The organism is Cellulomonas endometrii, assembly GCF_949769265.1.
Classification (GTDB): Bacteria; Actinomycetota; Actinomycetes; order Actinomycetales; family Cellulomonadaceae; genus Cellulomonas; species Cellulomonas endometrii.
This window is the reverse complement of sequence record NZ_CATKPC010000002.1, coordinates 72,867-92,271: the sequence shown is the minus strand read 5'-3', so window position 1 is coordinate 92,271 and position 19,405 is coordinate 72,867. Positions and strand designations below refer to the sequence as shown.

Annotated in this window: 13 protein-coding genes; 8 read left to right on the top strand and 5 right to left on the bottom strand. The window is 69.6% G+C overall.

Features of this window, described 5'->3' with window-relative positions:
- Window positions 1-4: 4 nt before the first annotated feature.
- Window positions 5-841: a TetR/AcrR family transcriptional regulator gene (locus tag QNH85_RS02880; protein ID WP_282944482.1), complete on the bottom strand. Its 837-nt coding sequence runs from the start codon at window positions 839-841 to the stop codon at window positions 5-7.
- A 46-nt stretch (window positions 842-887) separates the two neighbouring features.
- On the opposite strand from QNH85_RS02880, the gene QNH85_RS02875 reads away from it, so the two are divergent.
- Together QNH85_RS02875 and QNH85_RS02870 are read left to right on the top strand one after the other, a co-directional pair.
- A complete protein-coding gene (locus tag QNH85_RS02875) occupies window positions 888-1,355 on the top strand; it encodes a hypothetical protein (protein ID WP_282944481.1) in 468 nt (155 codons plus the stop codon).
- A gap of 7 nt (window positions 1,356-1,362) precedes the next feature.
- Window positions 1,363-1,830 carry a flavodoxin family protein gene (locus QNH85_RS02870; protein WP_282944479.1) on the top strand — a complete coding sequence of 156 codons (468 nt, stop codon included), beginning with the start codon at window positions 1,363-1,365 and terminating at the stop codon, window positions 1,828-1,830.
- 517 nt (window positions 1,831-2,347) lie between these two features.
- Here QNH85_RS02870 and QNH85_RS02865 read toward each other — a convergent pair.
- Together QNH85_RS02865 and QNH85_RS02860 are read right to left on the bottom strand one after the other, a co-directional pair.
- Window positions 2,348-2,878 (bottom strand): hypothetical protein, encoded by a 531-nt coding sequence (locus QNH85_RS02865; RefSeq protein WP_282944478.1) that lies wholly within the window; start codon window positions 2,876-2,878, stop codon window positions 2,348-2,350.
- A 184-nt stretch (window positions 2,879-3,062) separates the two neighbouring features.
- Complete coding sequence (locus QNH85_RS02860; protein ID WP_282944476.1) at window positions 3,063-4,118, bottom strand: PIG-L family deacetylase; 1,056 nt, start codon at window positions 4,116-4,118, stop codon at window positions 3,063-3,065.
- A 234-nt stretch (window positions 4,119-4,352) separates the two neighbouring features.
- Here QNH85_RS02860 and QNH85_RS02855 point away from each other — a divergent pair, with 234 nt between their 5' ends.
- From QNH85_RS02855 to QNH85_RS02845, 3 genes are all read left to right on the top strand, one after another.
- On the top strand, window positions 4,353-4,859 hold the full coding sequence (locus QNH85_RS02855) for a MarR family winged helix-turn-helix transcriptional regulator (protein ID WP_282944474.1): 507 nt from the start codon (window positions 4,353-4,355) through the stop codon (window positions 4,857-4,859).
- Window positions 4,860-5,294: 435 nt separating this feature from the next.
- The gene (locus QNH85_RS02850) at window positions 5,295-5,612 is read left to right on the top strand and encodes a hypothetical protein (RefSeq protein WP_282944473.1); all 318 of its coding nucleotides are present in this window, start codon (window positions 5,295-5,297) and stop codon (window positions 5,610-5,612) included.
- A 72-nt stretch (window positions 5,613-5,684) separates the two neighbouring features.
- Window positions 5,685-8,228 (top strand): SpoIIE family protein phosphatase, encoded by a 2,544-nt coding sequence (locus QNH85_RS02845; RefSeq protein WP_282944472.1) that lies wholly within the window; start codon window positions 5,685-5,687, stop codon window positions 8,226-8,228.
- A gap of 79 nt (window positions 8,229-8,307) precedes the next feature.
- Here QNH85_RS02845 and QNH85_RS02840 read toward each other — a convergent pair whose 3' ends face one another.
- Entirely contained in the window at window positions 8,308-16,791 is an 8,484-nt protein-coding gene (locus tag QNH85_RS02840) for an SdrD B-like domain-containing protein (RefSeq protein ID WP_282944470.1), read from the bottom strand.
- Window positions 16,792-17,044: 253 nt separating this feature from the next.
- Entirely contained in the window at window positions 17,045-17,248 is a 204-nt protein-coding gene (locus tag QNH85_RS02835) for a hypothetical protein (protein WP_282944469.1), read from the bottom strand.
- 172 nt (window positions 17,249-17,420) lie between these two features.
- Here QNH85_RS02835 and QNH85_RS02830 point away from each other — a divergent pair, with 172 nt between their 5' ends.
- From QNH85_RS02830 to QNH85_RS02820, 3 genes are read left to right on the top strand one after another with little or no spacing between them, the layout of a single operon-like run.
- Entirely contained in the window at window positions 17,421-17,921 is a 501-nt protein-coding gene (locus tag QNH85_RS02830; RefSeq protein ID WP_282944467.1) for a nitroreductase/quinone reductase family protein, read from the top strand.
- Window positions 17,918-18,784, top strand: a complete 867-nt coding sequence (locus QNH85_RS02825) for an NmrA family NAD(P)-binding protein (protein WP_282944465.1) — start codon at window positions 17,918-17,920, stop codon at window positions 18,782-18,784. The genes QNH85_RS02830 and QNH85_RS02825 overlap by 4 nt, the downstream gene beginning before the upstream one ends.
- Window positions 18,781-19,395 (top strand): TetR/AcrR family transcriptional regulator, encoded by a 615-nt coding sequence (locus tag QNH85_RS02820; protein WP_282944463.1) that lies wholly within the window; start codon window positions 18,781-18,783, stop codon window positions 19,393-19,395. Before QNH85_RS02825 ends, QNH85_RS02820 begins: the two co-directional genes overlap by 4 nt.
- Window positions 19,396-19,405: the final 10 nt, after the last annotated feature.

Sequence of the window (19,405 nt, the reverse complement as noted above, 5' to 3'; positions counted from 1 at the left end):
TCGCCTAGGACGAGCGCAGGTCGCGCGCTTCCCGTTCAAGGTCGTACGAACCGGTGATCGCGGCATCGACGCGACGCGCATCCCACGTGATCGCCGGGTCCGGCTCCAGGTAGGACAGGATCGTGGCGACCAGAGCGTAGGACTCGCTCGACCACGCCGATCGCACGGACGACCCGAACGCCTGCATCATGACGGCGGGACGGGGATTGATGATTGCGGCGCGCGCGACCAGCCCCGTCATCAAGGCACCCGTCGCTTCAGCCATGAGCTCGAACCCCGGCTCGGGGTCCAGCCACGGCACGAGTCGGTACCCCATGAGCTGGGGCAGTCGCGAGTAGACACGCGCGCGACGTTCAGTGAACGCCCGTTCGGACGCCGCGAGCTCGCTCGCCACGAGCGCGCGCAAGTCGGCGTCGGGGAGACCCGCGCATGTCGCGCGCAGGGCCAGGTGGTCACGCCACGCCGTGGACGTCACGAGTCTTCGAAAGTCGCTCTCGGTGGAGACTCGCAGACTCTCCACGACCAGTGTCCGCCAACCCGTCGAGGTCGCGAGCTCGTCGTGGTGGTCGCTGACCATGCCACGGATCGCGGCGATGTCCTCGTCGGTCTCCGGCTCAAGCCGGACGCCGCGCACGATGCGCACCAGTACCTGCTTGATGAACTCGCTCTTGTTCGGCCATCGCCGGTACGCGGTGGCCCGGGACACCCGCGACTCCACGATCGCTTCCTCGAGGGAGATCCCTTCCAGGCCGACGGCTAGCCCGCGTGTGTGGATCAGGCGGACCGCGGCGTCGACGACACGCTCGGCCGCGTCGGCGGGACGTTGACGGGGCGGAACCATCCCCCTAGTCTGCATGAGACATCATGTCTCACAAGGGGGTTCAGGCATGCCGGCTCACGCGATCCTCGGCAGCGTCACGCTGCTGCTTTCCGTACTGTCCGCCTGCACTGCGATCGCCTACGTGGCCGTGGTCCCCGCTCGCCGAGCGCTCCGCTGGCCGCTCATCGTCCTGGCAGTGGCGAGCATGGCGCTCGTCGTAGCCACGGGCGAGGCGGGCGAAGCCCTGCTCGACGCGGTCGAAGCGGTCGGCAGCCCTAGCGAGGTCGACATGGCCACCGTCCATGCCCACCGCAGCGGCACAGTCGCGACCGCGATGTTCTTCCTCCTTGCGACCGTCCTGGCGACCGTCTGGGGGCCGCTGCATCCCACGAAACGACGGTGGAGCCTCGGGATGCGTGTCGCTGGCACCCTCACCGCCATCGTCGCCGTAGCAGTCCTCGTCAGCGCCGCAGTCGTACTCGTCGACGCGCTGCAGTCCGTGGGTGCCGGCAATCCCGCATGGAAGGTCCAGTGAGATGCACGTGCTTCTTGTGGTCGAGTCCCATTTCGGAAACACCGCCGCCATCGCGGAGACGCTCGCGTTCGCGCTGCGGAACCAGGGCGCGGACGTGGACTACGTGCCAGCTGACACGGCGCCCGCCATCACCAGTGCTGACCTCGTCTTGGTCGGTGCTCCGACCCACAGCCTGGGCCTGCCGACGCCGGCCACCCGCGCTCAAGCCGCCCAGAAGGGCGCGGTGCCGGCGCCGACTGGCGTTCGCGAGTGGATCGCAACGACGCAAGGTCTATCACCCCCGGTAGTCACTTTTGCCACCAAGACGCGCGGAGCGTTCACCGGTTCGGCAAGCAAGGCGGCCGCCAAGCTGCTCCGTCGACGAGGTGCCAGCGCGACACAGGGACCGGACTTCTTCGTTCTCGGCGTCAGCGGTCCACTGGCCGACGGAGAGGTCGAACGAGCCGCCGAGTGGGGAGTTGGGCTTCTCCGGTGACCTAACCGAGAGAGTGCGGTCCAGCGGTCGAACCGCGGCTGATGCGCACGATCGACCGCGCCTCTGCGTACCACGACAACTTCCTCGGCGGGGCACGGGCTTCCTCGGGCGGGTTTCGGGTCGCTGCGTGTCGGGGGTCCGACGCTCGTCGAGGCTGACGACAGTGTCCTCGTCTACAGGCGCTGGGGTTCGCGGAATCGGTTCGCGTGCCTCCCCCGCTGGGTTGCGGTCTCGCTTTCGATCGCACCTTGCGCGTCGGCACGGTCCAGTCCCTCGCCGGTAGTTGCTGCGCGTCCGAGCTCAGCACCGTTCCCCCACGCAGCCGCGCGCGCTGGGTGATGCGGTGGGCGGCACGCAAGCTGCACGTGCGCTAGTTGCGCGCAACCAGCAACGTCACCCGACTCGCCTCGGAGCCACGCAGATTGACGCGTCGGGCAGCGACCAGTGTCTCCGGAATGACTGGCGCCCGACGGTCGAGCCAGTCCGTCGGGACGATCGGTTCGCGATCGTCCACTGGTCACCCCGAGGTCACGGTCGTGCGGTACTCGTGCGATGTGGACGGCACATCGGTCTCCTGCACGCGCCGCCAGGTGTCGTGCAGGCGTGCGGACGCCCACGGACCCCCGTCGAGCTCCTTGATGAGAGTCCCTAGCATCGCGATCCACCAGTTGGCTTGCGAGTTCCATACGGCACGCGGCTCGTCAGACACGGAGCCGTGAACAACGGGTACCCCAGGACCCAGCCTGTGAGTCCAGTTGTCTACCTCGACGCCACACGCGTCGATCACGACCATCCCCGCGTCGATGTGCGCTGGCGCTTCGAGCAGGTCGAAGACGCACCGTTTGTGGCCACCGAGCGCCCAGTTTGCGGCATCTGACCCAACCCAGCCGTGTCCGGAGATGACGAGCAAGTCGCTGGGCCCAGCGGCCAACGCATCAGCTTTGGCACGGGTGGTGGCGAGCTTGAACTCCAAACCTTCAACGCCCTCCACGAGACGGGTCACCCGTTCGATCAGTGCCTTCGTCGTCGGACCACGGCCCGCGATCATCGACACCCTTAGGACGGCGCTCCGGTGAACGGCTTTAGTGGGTTGCACGCTCCGAGCATGCCTATCCGACTCATGGGCCGGACATCTCGTCACCCATACGGCCGTGCCGGCGCTCCGTGATGGCGTCGGACAGGGGTGCGGCCACTCAGCCAGCACGTTCTTCGGTTCGCCAGGGGACGTGGGCTCACGGACCGTTCGGTGTCGTCCGGCGTTCAGTGGATGCGTGCAGCGCGCCGGAGCCGATCCCCCCGGTGTCCCGCACGATCTCCAGGGGCTCGACGGCGTCGCCGGTGCCGTGCCGCGACCAGTACCGCGCCGTCGCGCGCACCATCTCCGGGTCCAGGTAGTCCCGGACGGCGGTCTGGGACGCGAAGCACGCCAGCATCGCGAGCTTGGTCTCGAGCTGCGCGTCGATGGTGACGAACCGGTTGGGCCGGAAGTCGACCGTCGCGGACGGGCTCTCGAAGCACGCGACGGTGCCGATGCCGCGGGTGGCGACCATCACCGCCTGGTGCACGGCGCGGTGGTCCTGGTGCCGGTCGTGCACGGTGTGCGTGTAGACCACCGTCGGCCGCACCTCGGCGACCACCCGCTCGACGATGCCGACGGTCGGCTCCGCCATCGGGATCTCCGTGTCGGTCAGGTCCTCCAGGAACAGCCGGGCGCCGATCAGCTCCGCCGACGCGAGCGCCTCACCCTGGCGGTGCTCGACGTCGCCGCCGCGCGCGCCGCGGGACAGGGTCAGCACGACCACCGTGTCCCCGGCCGCCCGGTGCTTCGCGAGCGTCCCGCCGACGCCGATCTCGACGTCGTCGGGATGCGCACCGACCGCCAGGACGACCGGCCGCGCCGCCTGCACCGCGCGGCGCCGCTCCCCGAGCCGGCGCACGACCTCCACGAGCTGCCCCGCGGGCACCGGCTTGGTGAGCAGCTCGTCCGCCCGCTGCCGCAGCGCGCCCACGGCGTAGTCGACCGACACGTGCGCGGTCATGACGACGACGCCGACGTCCGGCGCCTGCTCGCGCAGCACCCCCGCCAGCTCGAGCCCCGACATCCCGGGCATCTCGATGTCGGTGACGACGACGTCGGGGTCGAACCGCGCGAGCGTCCCGGCGATGTCCGAGGCGTCGTGCAGGACGACCACCTCGCACCCCGCCCGGCGCTCGAGGACGGTCCCGGTGTAGGTGGCGACGTCGGGGTCGTCGTCCAGCACGACGACCCGCAGCGCGGGCGTGGTCACGTGACCCCTCTCGTTGACGGCTCGAAGGTCGAGCATGCGACCGGGCTGATCATCGTGAAGCACCGAGAGCACAATGGCGAGGTGACCCGGTCGGTATCGGGCACCCAGCTCGCGGAAGGGTGACGACCTCCAGCCGGGGCTCCTCGGTGCGCGCGGAGCCCGACCGCTCGCCTTCGCCTGCAACGGCCAGAGGACCCGCAACCCCAGGACGTGCTCGCCCCGTAAAGTGACGCCGTGGTCAGCGACCGAGCACGACTTCCCGCCCTCGCGGAACTGGACCAGGCGCTGCTTCGGCTGCGCCGCTTCATCGACCGTGTCCCGCCCCGCGTGCCGGATCGTATGGCAGCCGACGGTGCGGTCCGGATCTCCACGGCGCAGACCCAAGAAGCGCCCCCGCCGGGTGCCCAGCAGATCGACCTGTCGACCGTTCTCCTCGTCGACCTCCTCGCGTCCCGGGAGACACCGGCTTCGGTGCGCGAAGTTGCCAACACGCTCCTCGTCGCGCACTCGACGGCCAGTCGCTTCGTTGAGCGCGCGGTTCGTTCTGGCGCTGTTCGCCGCGAGGGGCAGTCCGTCGACGGCCGCCTGCAGATGGCGGCACTCACCCCCGCCGGTCGCGAGCTCGCGGAGAAGGCGCGCGAGTTCCGATTCGCCCGGCTCCGAGACATCATGGATGGCTGGGACGAAGAGGACGTCGAGACGTTGGCTCGCCTGCTGGCGAAGTTCGCTTCGAACACCTGAAGCGAGTCTTACTCGACGAGCCGCACGAAAGGGTTCAGTCCAGCGGCGTGAAGAGCGCGCAACGCGTCACCCGCGGCACCCTCGACTCTCAGCTTCTCCGGGCGCACTCTGGGAATCAGCATCACCAGGAGCGCCAAACCCGCAGGGCCCAGGGACGGCGCGTGTCGTATGTCGACCACTCGCACCCCGTGGCTGGCGAGAACCTCGGCCGCATCTGTGACACTCACGCGCAGCTCGCCCGCGAAGTTGGACACCGCGACCCAGTCCACGTGGCCCTGCAGGACCTGACGCGTGGGGTCGGCAGGGTCGACATGGGACGCTGCTCGGCAACGCGCCGCGGCCCGCTCCCTCTGGCGCCATCCACCTAGTATGTAGCCTGTGCATACATCGGCGCGGCGAGCACCTGAAGGTGGCTCTCGTGCGCCGAGAGGACGGGTGTTCCTCGACTTCCAATCGACCATCGTCATGGTTGGTGCCGTCACCGACGCCGCCGTGCGGACGTTCGCCGAGGACCTGCGACTCCCGTCGGAGGCCACCGCACGGGCCATCGCACGCGAACTTCCCCGGGCGCACCGCATCGACGCGACCCAGGCGACCGCGCTCCGCCGGTCCGCGCTCGACCTGATCGCCGCGCTGAGCGTCGTGCACGTCAGCCGTGGGCATCGGCTCATCGTGAAGGCCCGGCACGAAGACGCACTCCGGGAACTCGAGGACGCCGGTCTCGCGGCGGTCGTTGACGTCCAGGTCGATTAGCGAAGTGACGGGTCACGGCAAGGACAACACGGTTCCCCCTATGCTGCGCCGAGTGGCCCGAAGGATGAAGTGATGAGCGAGCCGACCGACGTCGACACCGGCGCGCAGTCCCAGATCGATGAGCGTTCACGCGCCGTGCGCCGACTCATGACTTCGGTCGGCAACCCGGCGCTGGAGCGGCTCGCTCAGCTCGCCTCCCGTCTGCTCGCCGCACCGGCTTCGCAGGTCTCATTGCTGGGCGAGGACTTTCAGACCGTGGGCGCGGCCGGAGGCATCATCACCGGCGCTACCGGGCAGCGCACACAGATCGCGGACTCGGTCTGCCGCATCACAGCCGGGCTGGGCACGCCGCTCGTCGTGCCGGATGCGACCGTCGATCAGCGGCTTCGCGAGATCACCGCGGTGAACGACGGGCTCGTTCGTGCGTACCTCGGGGTGCCGCTGGTCGGCAAGGACGGGCGGGTCGTCGGAGCGATGTGCGTGTACGACGCGCAGGTACGTGCGTGGTCCCGTGACGACGTGCTGCTCCTTTCGGATCTCGCTGCCGCAGCCGTCTCCGAGCTCGAACTGTCCGCACTCGCCGTCGACTACGAGACCGACCGGATGCGCTGGCGCATGGCGGTCACCGCCGCTGGCGTCGGGAGCTTCGACTGGGACCTGTCGTCGGGACGTCTCAACTGGGACGAGCAGCTCCTCGAGCTGTTCGGGGTCGGGTCGCAGGACTTCGGTGGCACGATCGATGCGTTCAACTCGCTCTTGCACCCCGACGACGTCGAGCGAGTGGGAGAAGCTCTCGCCGAGGCGATCGCGACGTGCTCGTCATTCGCGGTCGAGTACCGCGTGCAGCGTCCCGACGGCGCGCTGCGGTGGGTAAGCGGCCGCGGTACGGCGCTGATCGGCCCGCACGGCGAGGCGGTCCGGGTTCTAGGTGTCGCGTACGACACGACAGCTGAGCGGCTCATCGACACTCGGATCAGCCGGGTTCTCGAGACCATGACCAATGCGTTCTACCTGATCGATCACGACTGGCGGTTCGCGTACGTCAACGCAGAAGCCGAACGCCTGCTCGGGCGCCACCGCTCCGAGCTTCTCGGCGGAGTGATCTGGGACCTGTTCCCCGCTGCGAACGACTCTGTGTTCGAGGAGAACTACCGCGAAGCGGTCCGCAGTGGCGTTCCCCGGTCGTTCGAGGCGTACTACCCGCCACCTTTGGACGGCTGGTACGAGCTACGGGCGTGGCCCGGGCCCGACGGGCTGTCGGTCTACTTCCATGACATCACCGCCCGCCGGCGAGCCGAACAGCAAGCACGTGCCACCTCGCGTCGACTCGCCGTGCTGGCGGAAGTCAGCGACGACCTTGCCACCCTGGTCACCGACGACGCGATCAGACGCCTGACGACCCATCTCGTGCCTGCGTTCGGTACATGGTGCCTGCTCACGCTCTGGACTGAACAGCGACAACTGCGTGACATCGCCAGCACCCACGCAGAGGCGTCGTTCGAGGCGCTGGTGGCGCGCTACGCCGACTTGCGCCTGGAAGCCCTCGAGCCCACCTCGTACCTGCATGAAGCACTCAACACCGGTCGCCTGGTGACGGCCCGTGATGCGACCAACGCCATCAGTGGCGTCCTGTCCGGCGAAGCCAGGAGCGTTCTACGTTCTCTTGCGCCCGAGACCGCGTACGCGATCCCGATGCGAGCGCGCGGCAAGACCATCGGCGCGATCACGCTGTTCCTCGACAAGGGCCGACCGGAGCTCGACGATGAAGACCTGACCTTGCTCACCCAGATCGCCGACCGCGCAGGAGTGGCACTCGAGAACGCCCGCTTGTACGAGGGGCAACGCGGCATGGCCGCAAGCCTGCAGCACGCTCTTCTGACGCAGCCAGTTGAACCCGACGACCTCGACGTGGTCGTTCGGTACGTGCCGGCTGCTGCGGCAGCGGAGGTAGGCGGCGACTGGTACGACGCGTTCATGCAACGCGACGGGTCGACCAACCTCGTCATCGGTGACGTCATCGGGCACGACACCCGCGCGGCGGCAGCCATGAGCCAGTTCCGCACGTTGCTGCGCGGGATCGCCTACACCACCGGCGCCAGCCCGGCGAAAGTCCTTGAAGACCTCGACGAAGCGGTGAACGCCCTCGACGTCGGTTCCATGGCCACCGCTGTCGTGCTGCGGCTCGAGCAATCGCCTGAGGAACGTCGACGCGGCGTCACGCGACTGCGCTGGTCCAACGCCGGGCACCCGCCTCCCGTGCTGATCTACCCGAACGGGACGGTGCACGAGCTCGCTGCGGGCAACCCCGACCTCCTGCTCGGCCTGCGCGCGCAGTCGCACCGTTCGGACACCGTGCGGACGGTCGCCCGAGGGGCGACGGTCCTGCTGTTCACCGATGGTCTGGTCGAGCGGCGCGGGGAGCACCTGCGCTTGGGGTACGCCCGGTTGTACCAGCACGTCGAACGTCTCGTGCCCGCAGCACAGGCCCGCGCCGCCGTTCACGGACGGTTCGACACAGCGTTTCTGGTCGACGAGCTCCTCACGGCGATGACCGAAGAGCGAGCGCCCGAGGACGACGTCGCCATGCTGGCCGTGCACCTCAGCCCACAGGACTAGCGCCTCGTGTACTGCCCTCGGGAGGTGTGGGGTGCGCACGACGGTGGGGCCGCGTTGATCGCCGGCCCCACCGTCCGTGCTACCGCTGCGGACGTGGACGAACCACGACGACCAGACTTGCTCCGAGGATGAGCAGCAGCGCCGCAATTCCGATCGGCACGCCGACCGAACTACCAGTGCGCGCCAGGGGGTCGTCCACCGGCGTCACCGCCTCCGGAGCGTCGCTCCACGCCTTCGACGAGCTCGACAGCACCTCGAACCGGTAGCCCCGTCCCTCGACGTCCACCATGGCGGTGTTGGTGACATCGGACCCGGCGGCGGCCACACCGGTCACGATCTGCACGGTCGCGGACTCCCCTGCGGCCAGAGCCTCGTCGTGGTCACACCTCACGACCTGGTCCTCGGCGTTGCAGCTGAACCCGGCACCGGACGCCGACTTGAAGGACAGGGCGCCGGGAAGGGCGTCGACGACCGCGAAACCGGCGTACGCGTCCTGCGTACCGGTCGAGGCGACCGTCACCTCCCACGTGATCGTGCTGGCGTCACGCGCGACAGCTGTCTTGCGCAGCGCGAGCTGTACGTCGTCGGCCAACACCAGACCGAAGTCCAAGGTGGCGTCCACGTCACCACCCACGAGGGCGCGTGATGTCGCCGTCCACGTCGAGGAGTCGACCGAGTCGTCGTTGCCGGCGCTGTCGAGCGTGGGCGCGAAGCCCCGCAGTGCCGTCGCGGACGCGATCCGGTCGATCGCGACGACGTACTGGCCCGGCAGCAGGTTCGTGAACGCGTACCGGCCGGCCGTGTCGGTCGTCTCCTGGCCCACGGGGTTGCCGTCGACGTCCTCGACCGTGTGGCCGTCCGGGGCGGTCAAACTGAGCACGACCCCGGCGATACCGCTCTCGGTGGTGTCCTGGATCCCGTCGCGGTCGACGTCGTACCAGACGACGTGACCGACGCTCACCGGCCGTTCGACGATACCGGCGTCCCACGTCGGGTCGATCAGCGGGGCAGTGACCGCGTCCGCAGTGACCGACGCACGCTCCCCGGACTGGCTGGCGCCGATGGTGATCTCGGCCGACGTGGCGGTGCCGCCCGCGCCGCCTGCGTCAACGATCACGTCGGAGTCGGCGTCAGCGCGCGACGCGGCTCCCACCTTCGTGAACGTGTACCGGGCGGCATCGACAGCGGCAAGCTCCACCTGGACCCGGTAGCCGCCCGGGTGGAGCAGATCGAACCGGTACCCGCCAGCGGCGTCCGTCACGGTCGTGGCGAGCACGTTCGTGCCCGTGGCGTCCAGAAGTCGGACGATGGCGTCCGGGACGCCGGGTTCGCCGACGTCCTGCACACCGTCGCGGTCGTCGTCACGCCACACGGTGTCACCGATGGCGCGCAAGGGCTCGTACCCGAAGTCGAGCGTCGTGTCCGACTCGCCACCGACCAGAACCCGCGAGTTGGTCGAGCCGTCCGAGGAGTCCGTTGCGGGGTCCCCGGTAGCACCCGCCGGAGCCGGGATGTACCCGGCGAGCGCGGGACCGGACGCAGCCGGGTCGACCGAGACGGTGTACGCACCGGGAAGCAACCCGTTGAACGAGTACGCCCCGTCGGCGCCGGTGATGACCGGCTGCACAGCGTTCCCGGCGACGTCGGTCACCGGTGCCCCGCTGGCGGTCAGGTTGACGGTCACGCCAGCCAGACCCGGCTCGTCGACGTCCTGGATACCGTCACCGTCGACATCGACCCACACGCGGTCTCCCACGGAGACGGGCCGCTCAGCCAGGCCCGCGTCGAGGCTCGGGTCAGCGAACGCCGCGTCGACGTCCGACCAGATCTGCCCGGAGAGGTCCCCTACGGGCAGCATCCGACCACCGGCACCGGGCGTGAGAGTGAACGGGGCCGTTCGGGCCACGCCGTTGGTGGCGGGGACCACGGTGTCAGAGTCGCCGAGTGAGTCCCCGACACCGGTCGTGGTGAACGTCCACCGCCCGGACAGATCATCGGGAAGGGACACCCGCACGATGTAGGTCCCGGGCTCCAACCGGTCGAACCGGTAGGCCCCCACCGCGTCCGTGGTCGTCGTGGACAGCACGGCGTCCGTCGCTGCGGAGATCAGCTCGACGGTCACGTCCTCCGCCCGGGCCTCCCCGGGGTCCTGACGCCCGTCGCGGTTTGCGTCGAACCACACGGTGTCGCCCACGGACAGCCAGCGCCACTGAACTCCCACGTCGCGGGTGGTATCGACGTAGGCAGCGGTGAGGTCCGGGTGTGCGGTGAGCCAGTCAGTCGGCATGTCGTCGACCGACACCGAGGTCGCGGATGCCGCTGCGGTCAGCGCGACGTCGGCGATGAGGACGCCGGTCGCGTCTGTCGTGGCGTCGGAGTCAACACCGTCCGCGCCCGTGTCCGTGGTCGTGAGAGTCGTGGCGTTGGCGACGCCGCCCGGGAAGGTGAACCGCAGCTGGTACGTGCCTGCGGGCAGCCCGTCGACGAGGTAGTAGCCGTCGGCGTCCGTCACAGTGCTCGCGACCCACGTCGCTGCGGCACCGGAACCGGCGAACACGTCGACGTACGCGCCGCCGACACCGTCCTCACCGCTGTCCTGGACCCCGTTGCGGTTCGCGTCGACCCACACGCGGTCACCGACCGCGACGAGCGGGTCGGCGACGTCCGGCAGATGGAAGCGGGCCCCGGCTTTCAGCGGAACGGAGGTGACGTCCACGGGCCGTCCGGCGGTGGCGTTCGCCGGCACGCGGAAGGCGAAAGAGTTCCACGCGTCAGCGCCGTCCGTGACCCCGGACAGCGGGGTGGTCATGGACCACTGCAGCCGGACCGTCTCACCGGAGCTGAACAGGTCCGTGGTGGCGAACTTCACGACGAACTTCAGTCCGGTGACCTTCGCCGCCTGAACCGCAGGGACCGTGTCACCCGGGCTCAGGGGCGTGGAGCTCCACGTCCCCGGGACCGGATCGAACGCACCGTTCGCGGGCAGTGCACCGCTGCGGTAGTCCGCAGTGGTGGTGTACACCTCGACACTCGCGCCGGCAGGAACGGTGCCGGAGAAGGTGGGAACGACCCCGTCCCACACCGGACGCCACTGGCTGCCGCGGGGAGCACCTGACGCGTCCATCGCTGCGTAGTCACCCGCCTGCGAGAGCATGTCGATCAGCTCGACGCGGTCGGTCGCGACGGTGGCGCGGCTGGTGACCTGCACCTGCCAGTTCGTGGTGCCTCCGGCCTCCGTGAGCACCGCGCACGGGTAGCGGTACCACGCCACGTCGGACGCCCCCGTGCCCCGCGGGGTGCACGCGGTCGAACCACCGGTGGTCCGGACAGCGGAACTCGCGCCCGCGGCCCGCACCCACTTCTGGGACACGTACACGTTCGCTCCGCCGATGGTCAGGCCGGTCGCGGCGACCCGGCACTCACCGGAGGTGGAGTCGTACGTGCCGGTCTGGCACGCGGTGCCGCCGTCGGTTCCGGTCGGGGCTGGCACCGGCGGGCGGGACGTGGATGTCACGCGCGCGACGTTGACCACCGAGGTGGTCGACAGGTCGGGGGCCACCCGCAACCAGATGAGGACGACGACCTGCTGACCTGCGGCGAGGCGGGTGTCGTCACCCCAGGTGAACCGCACGAGCCCGGAACTGGCGGTGACGGTCGGGGCGCCGATCGGGCTGGCGCTGCCGTCGGCGGCCTGCACCGTCCACGGGTCCTGCCCCGCAGGAGCGGTGCCGTACAGCAGGGACCCGTCCTCGGGCAGCACATCGGTCAGGACCAGACCGGTCACGTCTGCGGCAGTTGATGCCGACGCGGTGTTCGACACCGTCATCCGGTACTGCACATAGTCTCCGGGCACCCGGGACTGGGCGGCGACCTCAGCCTTCTGCACGCGCAGGGTGGCGGCGCCGGCGTGAACCGTGAACGTCACGTCCTGCGTGCTGTTCTCTCCGGGGCTGATCCCGTCACGAATCGCCGCCGCGGTGACGACGTTGCTGATGACCCCTCGGGCCGTCTCGCCGGGGTTCGCGTCGAGCTCTTCAGCGCCGTCGTACGACCAACCGGCCGCGCCCACCGCGCTGGGAAGGCCACCGGTGCGCAGCTCCTCACGGACTCGGCCAACGAACGTCACCTCGCCGAAGCCCTGCCCGGGCGCTGTGATGCGTCCACCGACGACGTTGCGGAACCGCACGCGCACACCGATGACCTGCTCGGCGCTCGCACCGTGCGACGCGGCAAGCGCCGCGATGTCCCACGTGGCACCCACGGTGTTGCGGGTGGCCCACGTCTGCCACGTCTGAGTTCCGGTGTACGCGCCCGAAGCGCCGATGTCGAGGTCCTCGTCAGCGAGCAAGACTTCCAGAACGGCCTCTTCTGCTCCGCTAGGCAGCCGCTGCAGGGTGATGGTTCGCGCCTGGACGGCGTTGAAGAACCGCGGGTCGGCGTCCGTCACGAGGAGCTCGTCGGCGTCGCTCAGACCGAAGTTCTGCGCGGACAACGTCGCGGTGACGGTCGGGTCCGTGGCGTCGCGCTGAACATCAGCCGGGTTCACCTCGAGCGCCGGGAACGCCTCGACGTCTGGTGCGTGCACCGTCACCGACGCGACCGAGCTGTCCCGGTCGACCGGGGCGGTGCCCGTGCAGCTGTCGAGGGGCACCGTGGGGTCGCCGGTCTCTCCAGCGCAGACCCGCGCGTCCTCGACGGTCACTCTGGCGGTGTCGTCGACCTGCAGGCCGTCACCGGCCACGAGGTCCTGCGGCGTGCTGCCGTCGACGCGGTTCGCCGCGAGCAGCTGGGTCGCGAGCGTCAATGTCGCGGTCCCCGAGGTCGAGATGCGCCCGGTGTACCGCACCTGCACGCCCACCACGTCGGTGAGCTGGGCCGCGGTGTACGCCTCAGCGGTGGCGCGACCGACCGCAGGGTCGGCGGTGATCTGGGATCCGTTCCACCGGAACAGCACCACGTTGGTCGCGGTGCTTCCGGCGGCGCTCAGGTCCGCGATCGTGATGTCGGTGATCGCGAACCGCGCGAAGGGGTCATCGGCGTCGAGCTGGGCGCCAGCCGTGATTCCGGCGGGCTCGGTCAGGGTGAGGGAGTCCACGCGCGTGCTGCTGGTGCTGTGCGCGGCGATGTTCACGGTTGCGGTCGGCCATTCGGCATCGGGCGCATCGGGGTTCACGGGCAGGGCGAGCTCACTCAGCTCGCTACCGGTCAGGGGCTCGCCGTTCGCCTCACGCTGCCAGGTCTTGGTGACCTGCGCGCCGAGCGATGCAGGCGTGACCCGGAACGTGGCCCATCCGGCGCCGTTCACGGGACCGCCGAGATCGGTTCGGGCGCCGGTGGCGTCGGTCCCGGACCACCCGGTGACGCGGGCGCTGTTGACGGTGCGTCCCGCTTCGTTCGTCGTGTACTGGAACGCGTCGTTCACGGGGGCGCTCGTGGTTCGTGACGTGTCGCGCAGGGCGACCTCAAGCTGCACCTCACGCACCAGGGTGTCGCTCGGGGCGACCGCACCCGGAGGAACGGCCGGCAGGGCGGCACGCCAGTCACCGGCGACAGTCGCCGCTGCTGCGGCGCGGGCCGTCTCGTCCAGAGCGGCGTACACCAGCCGGACGCCGCCGACGCGCGGTCGCAAGCTCGTACCGATCGACGCACCGGGGAACGACCCCACGTACGGGAACGCGCCGGCAGAGTTGGTGCCACCGAAGGTCACGTCGCTGCGGTTTCCTGACCGCGTGCTCCACGCCCCGGATGTGAACTCGTGGGTCGCCAGGGAATGCCATTGGCCGTCGACGACGTCGAACACCTGCACGTCGGTGACCTGATCGAAGATCAGGTAGGGGTCATACGCCTTGGAGGTCTCCCGGGTGGCGTCCGAGGTGATAGCCCGGATGCGAACCAGGTCGAACGTGTCCCAGAACGAGTTCGTTCGGCTGACCCCAGGGGTGTCGTTCGAGTCGGTGAGAGCGTTCGCGTCCGTGACGGTCATCGAACCGAACTGCTGGCCCCGGGTGCCCCAGCTGAGCGTGGCCACGCTGGCGGCGGCGGTGCCTTCGATGCCGGAGCGGTTCGACAGCTGCTTGAGCAGCGCCGCGGTTCCCGGCCCGACTCCGGTGGCGAACCCGACCGTCGTGTCGGACACGTTGACCGGGGTGCTGGTGACCAAGTTCCCTTCAACGGTCGCGGCGGAAGTCACCGTGGCGACGTTGCGCAGTGTCGCGCCGTCGGTCCACGTGGCGCCGGCACGGACCGCGAACGTGACGCGGGCGCGCAGCGTCGTTCCGTCCGGGAAGGTGCTGGAGTCGGAGTTCTTGAAGCTCAGGCGGAAACCGCGCCAGGTGTCCGCACCGTTGAGAGCGGTCAGGTCACCGGTGTAGGGCTGCCACGAGGGTGCCCCCGTGGTGTTCGTGTAGAACTCGACCGTGGTCGTCACACCGGACGGCGCGCTGATCGTCGTGGGCGCCAGGGCGTTCCACCATGCGGAGCCGTTCGTGGCGCCGGCGGTCGCGCGGGCGCTGTCCTCGACGGTCAGGGTGTCAGGCAGGTGCATAGACGCACCGGCTCGCGACGTCACCGACAAGACGGCGGTCGAGGTCGAACCCGCGGCCGTGGTCACGTACGGCTCGACGAGCTCCTTGGCGCCGTCGACTGCGACCGTCGGGACTGCGACAGCGACGGTTGCTGCGGTGACGGGCCGGTTCCCGGAACGCGCGGTGCGAGGCACGACCGCCGAGGTGTCCGCGCCGAGGCGGGTGGAGGCGACGGTGTGGTCGGCGTAGGTCTGCGCAGCCGCGACGGTCGCGGCGTGCAGCAGGTAAGGGATGGTGACCGATCCGCCCATCGGGACCACGGCGTCGTCGCTGTGGACGAGGACGGAGAAGCCGGACACCTGGGACCAGGACGACAGGCCGAACACGGCGGGGTCGGTCGGCAGGGTCGGCTGCTGGGTCGAGGAGTCCAGGTCCACCGACCGTGCGGTGCCATCGGCGACGACGGTCAGGGTGACGGTCGCGCCTGTGCCGGCGATGCCGCCGCCGAGCAGGGCGCCGCTGCCGTCAGCGGAAGCGCCGGTGCCACTGGCGGTGCGAGTGGCGCCGAACCCCGCGAACTCCAGGCCAGGACCGAACACGCGACTATCGATGGCGGGCAGGTCGGGGTTCAGCAGCGCATTCGTGGTGTCGACCGCGGGCTGGTCCGGCCGCACGCGCACGTTCAGGTCCTGCACAGCGCGCCGAGACCAGTTCGTGCCGCTGGCTGTTGCCAGCACGTAGCCGCCGCCGTACACCGTGCCGCCGTTGAGGGCCTGCAGGGTGGTGGCCGACCCGGCGTATGCGCGCGGGTCGTACACCCGGAAGGAGCGCGAGTCGCTGCTGGTCGCCGACGTCTGGGTGCCGCGGACCGCAGACGTGCTGGCGGCACCGGTGACGGTGAGGGTGTTCAGGTCCGAGGACGCGTCGAACGCCGCTGCCGGGGCATCGGTCACGTAGTCCACGGTCCCGGTTCGGGGAACGGGCGTGGACTGGCTGCTGCCGTGCTCACGGATTTCGAGGGTCACGACGCTCGTAGCGCCCGTCATGATCGTGGCGCCGCTGGCGGCGGTGTACACCAGGCGCAGACCGGTGAGCTGGGAGCGGGTTGCCGTGTCTACTGCAGCCAAGAGGTCACCTGTCGATGTGGCGCCCCCGGTGGGTGCAGCGACAGTCCCGAGGTCCACCGCGACCGGTGTCCCGGCGCCGCTCCACCGCCATCCGGTGACCTTCACCTGAGCGGCGCCGACCGGCCAGGCGGAGATCGCGGCGGCCGTCAGGTCGTTGAGCATCCCGACCGTGCCCGCCACCGGCACTGCCGACGGCGACGCCGGCCAGCTCACGGTGAGCGTGTCAGCGGGGTCCCCGCTCAGCGTGCTGGTGATGGTGGCGGTGTTCGTCGGAGAGTCGGTTCCGTCGTCCACCCCGGACAGGTACCCGGCCTTCGCCCACACCAGCGACGTCGTGGTCGCCAAGCTCACCGGGAACTCGGTGGACACCTGAACTCGCGCCGGTTCGACACCGGGCGTGGAAGGTGTGGTCGTGACCACGGCGGATCCGCTCTGCGGTCCTCCACCGGTGGGCTGCACCACGACGACGTGCGACTCCAACGTCCCGGTGATGCCCGCACCCAGGCCGACACCGCCACCGTCCAGCACGGACTGGAACGCCACGGAGAAGGCGGCCGCGTTCGCCCAGTCGGTCGTCACTGTGCTCGCGGCGGCATCGCTGTAGTAGGTGATGACAGGCGAAACGTCCAGGCCGCCGACCACGACACCCGACGCGAGTCGCAGATCGTCCAGCACGAACTGAGCGACCGCGTCCGGGCAGTCGAGCGTGTCGCTCGCGCACCGATACGACGCGGTCAGGTCCACCGTGCCGGTCGGGGTAGCCGCGGTGTACGCGCGGTCCTGGGCGTAGGCCGGGTCAGCCTCGGGCTGCGGGTTGGTCAGCGCTGCGCCGCCGCTCGCCTCGAAGCTCTCGATCACCAGTGGTGCCGACGTCGGGTCCGCCGCTGCGATGCCGGCGCTCGACGCGGTCATCAAGGGAACCGCGAGAACGAGCGTGAGCAAGCTCGCGACAGAGCGTGCGACGGAGCGCAGTGCGTTGCTCGGGCGAGCGGACATCGAAAGAGTGCGGCGCGGCACGGGCTAGCTCATTTCGCGTACAGGCGGACGGTCGCCGACATCATCGGCGGTGTATGCCCGGTACATGAGTCCGATTCGCCCCGATCCCGTCTGACTGAGGTGCTGGCACCTAGACGAACTGGGCGTTCACCCGTAGGAGTGATGGACGTCACGCGCCTTGTCTGCGGTTGCGGTCGCGGCTCGCATCCGCGACAGAGCTGCCCGTGCCGCACATCTCGACATCACCGCGAGCTCGCCTTTCATCCGATTCGACGGTGCAGAGCACGAGCCACAGCGCGAGGACGCCGAACGCGAGCACGGTGACCGCAACCCACCACGAGCCCGGCTGTCCGGGTCCACTGTCATCACGCATGGTGTATGTCTAGTGCACATACTTCGGTGGCACTCCAGCGTGCCAGCTGCCGGGCAGAGTCCCGCGACCTTCGACCACTCAACCCCGCCGGGCCCGTGTCGATCTGCCCGGGGCCACCGCCCATTCCCGCCGGACGCACTTACGCTACGGGCGCGTAGCGTAAGATGCCGTCGTGGACCTCGAGCCCCGAGCAGTGCAGCGTGTCCTACCTCCGCGTGCCCCATTCGATGTCGTCAACGCCTTCATGCGCTGGGCGCTGTCGTCACCAACCCGGTCGCGTACGTTGGGCGGGAACCTGCTCCTGCTCCATGTCACAGGCAGGACCAGCGGTCGCCTCATCACCGTCCCGGTGGCCTACCGCACGCTGCAGGATGGGCGGTTGCTCGTGCTGACGAACGCGAAGTGGCGGGTGAACCTGCGTGACCGAGATGAAGTCGAGGTCACGTTGCGGGGTGTACGGCAGGCGGCGGCCGCGGAGCTCGTCGAGGACGCCGACGAGGTCGCGATGGTCTACGCCGCCCTGATCCGGGAGGTCGGTCGCAAGCGTGCGGCTCGCCGTCTGGGGATCCGAATCAACGTGGAGCGCGAACCAAGCCACGAGGAACTCAGCGACGCAGCGCGCCGGGACGGTCTGTCCTTGGTCTACCTAGGGGCGACGGGAGGCTTGCGGTGAGCGGACCTGTTCTCGTCGTCGGTGCAGGGGGCAATCTGGGCGGTGCGGTCGTCAGGTCGTTGTCACGCCGCGGCATCCCGGTGCGGGCCGCCGGCACATCACCGCAACGGATCGCTGCCCGCCACCCGGACGCCACGCCGGTCCACCTTGACCTGCATGACCCGCGCACGTTCAGTGCCGCGGTCGCAGGTGCTGGCGCGCTGTTCCTCGTCCGGCCGCCCGCGATCGCCCGGGTCGGTCCCACTCTGAACGCGTTGCTGGATGTCGCCGCCAAGGAACGCGTCGGGCACGTCGTGTTCTCGTCCGTGACCGGAGCAGACACCAACCGTGTCGTGCCGCACCACCGTGTCGAGCAGCATTTGCAGCGGTCGGAGATGTCGTGGACGATCCTGCGGCCCGGGTTCTTCGCCCAGAACCTCGCGGACGCCTACCAGGACGACATCGCGACCGACGACCGGATCTTTCTGCCGGCCGGCACGGGGCGGGCGGCGTTCGTCGACGTACGCGACATCGGGGACGTCGCAGCGGGCATCCTGGCGGACCCGGACGCGCACCACGGCGTCGGGTACACGCTCACAGGCCCGCAGGCAATCAACTTCGACGAGGTCGCCGCGATCCTGACGCTCGAACTCGGGCGAGCCATCCGGTACGAGCCGACGTCGGCGGTGCGCTACCTGCGGCACGTGCACGATCAGGGCCGCCCGTGGGTCCAGGCCGTCGTTCAGACGCTCCTGCACACGGGTCTGAGACGGGGCGACGCCGCGACGGTCGACCCGACCATCGAACGTCTGCTCGGCCGACCCGCCCGCACGATGAGCCAGTACGTGCACGACCACCGCGGGACCTGGAACCGATCCTTGTGAGTCACAACCCCAGTAAGCGCCAGGACCCTCGGGTCGAGCGTTCACGTGCGGCAGTCCTACGGGCCTGCGTCGACCTGCTGGCGGAGCGCGGAGTTGCCGGCACCACGATGGAGGCGGTGGCGTCGCGATCCGGCGTTGCCAAGACGACCATCTACCGCCATTGGCCCGACCAAGCGTCACTGCTGCTGGCGGCGTTCTCCAGCACGTTGGTCGAGCCACCCATTCCGGACACCGGAACTTTGCACGGGGACCTGCTGCAGCTCGTCGCCGGTTTGACCGCTGCGGTGACGTCCGGGCCCGCGTCGTCCCTGATGCCTGCGCTCATCGACGCGGCTGAGCGCGACCCGGCGATCGCCGCGCTCCACCGCCGGGAAGCGGATATTCGGCACCGAGCGATCGTCTATGTGATCGAGCGTTGGGTAGGGCGGGGCGAGCTTCCACCCGACACAGACTCTGGCTTGGTCCTGGAACTACTCGCCGGCCCTGTGTTCTACCGGCGATGGGTGACCGGTGACCCGCTGGACATGGCGTACGCGACTGCGGTGGTTACCAGCGTCCTGCGTGCCTCAGCAGTCCGGGGCGACGTGCGCTTCGAGCAGGCTGCTGAGTGAACCGGGACAC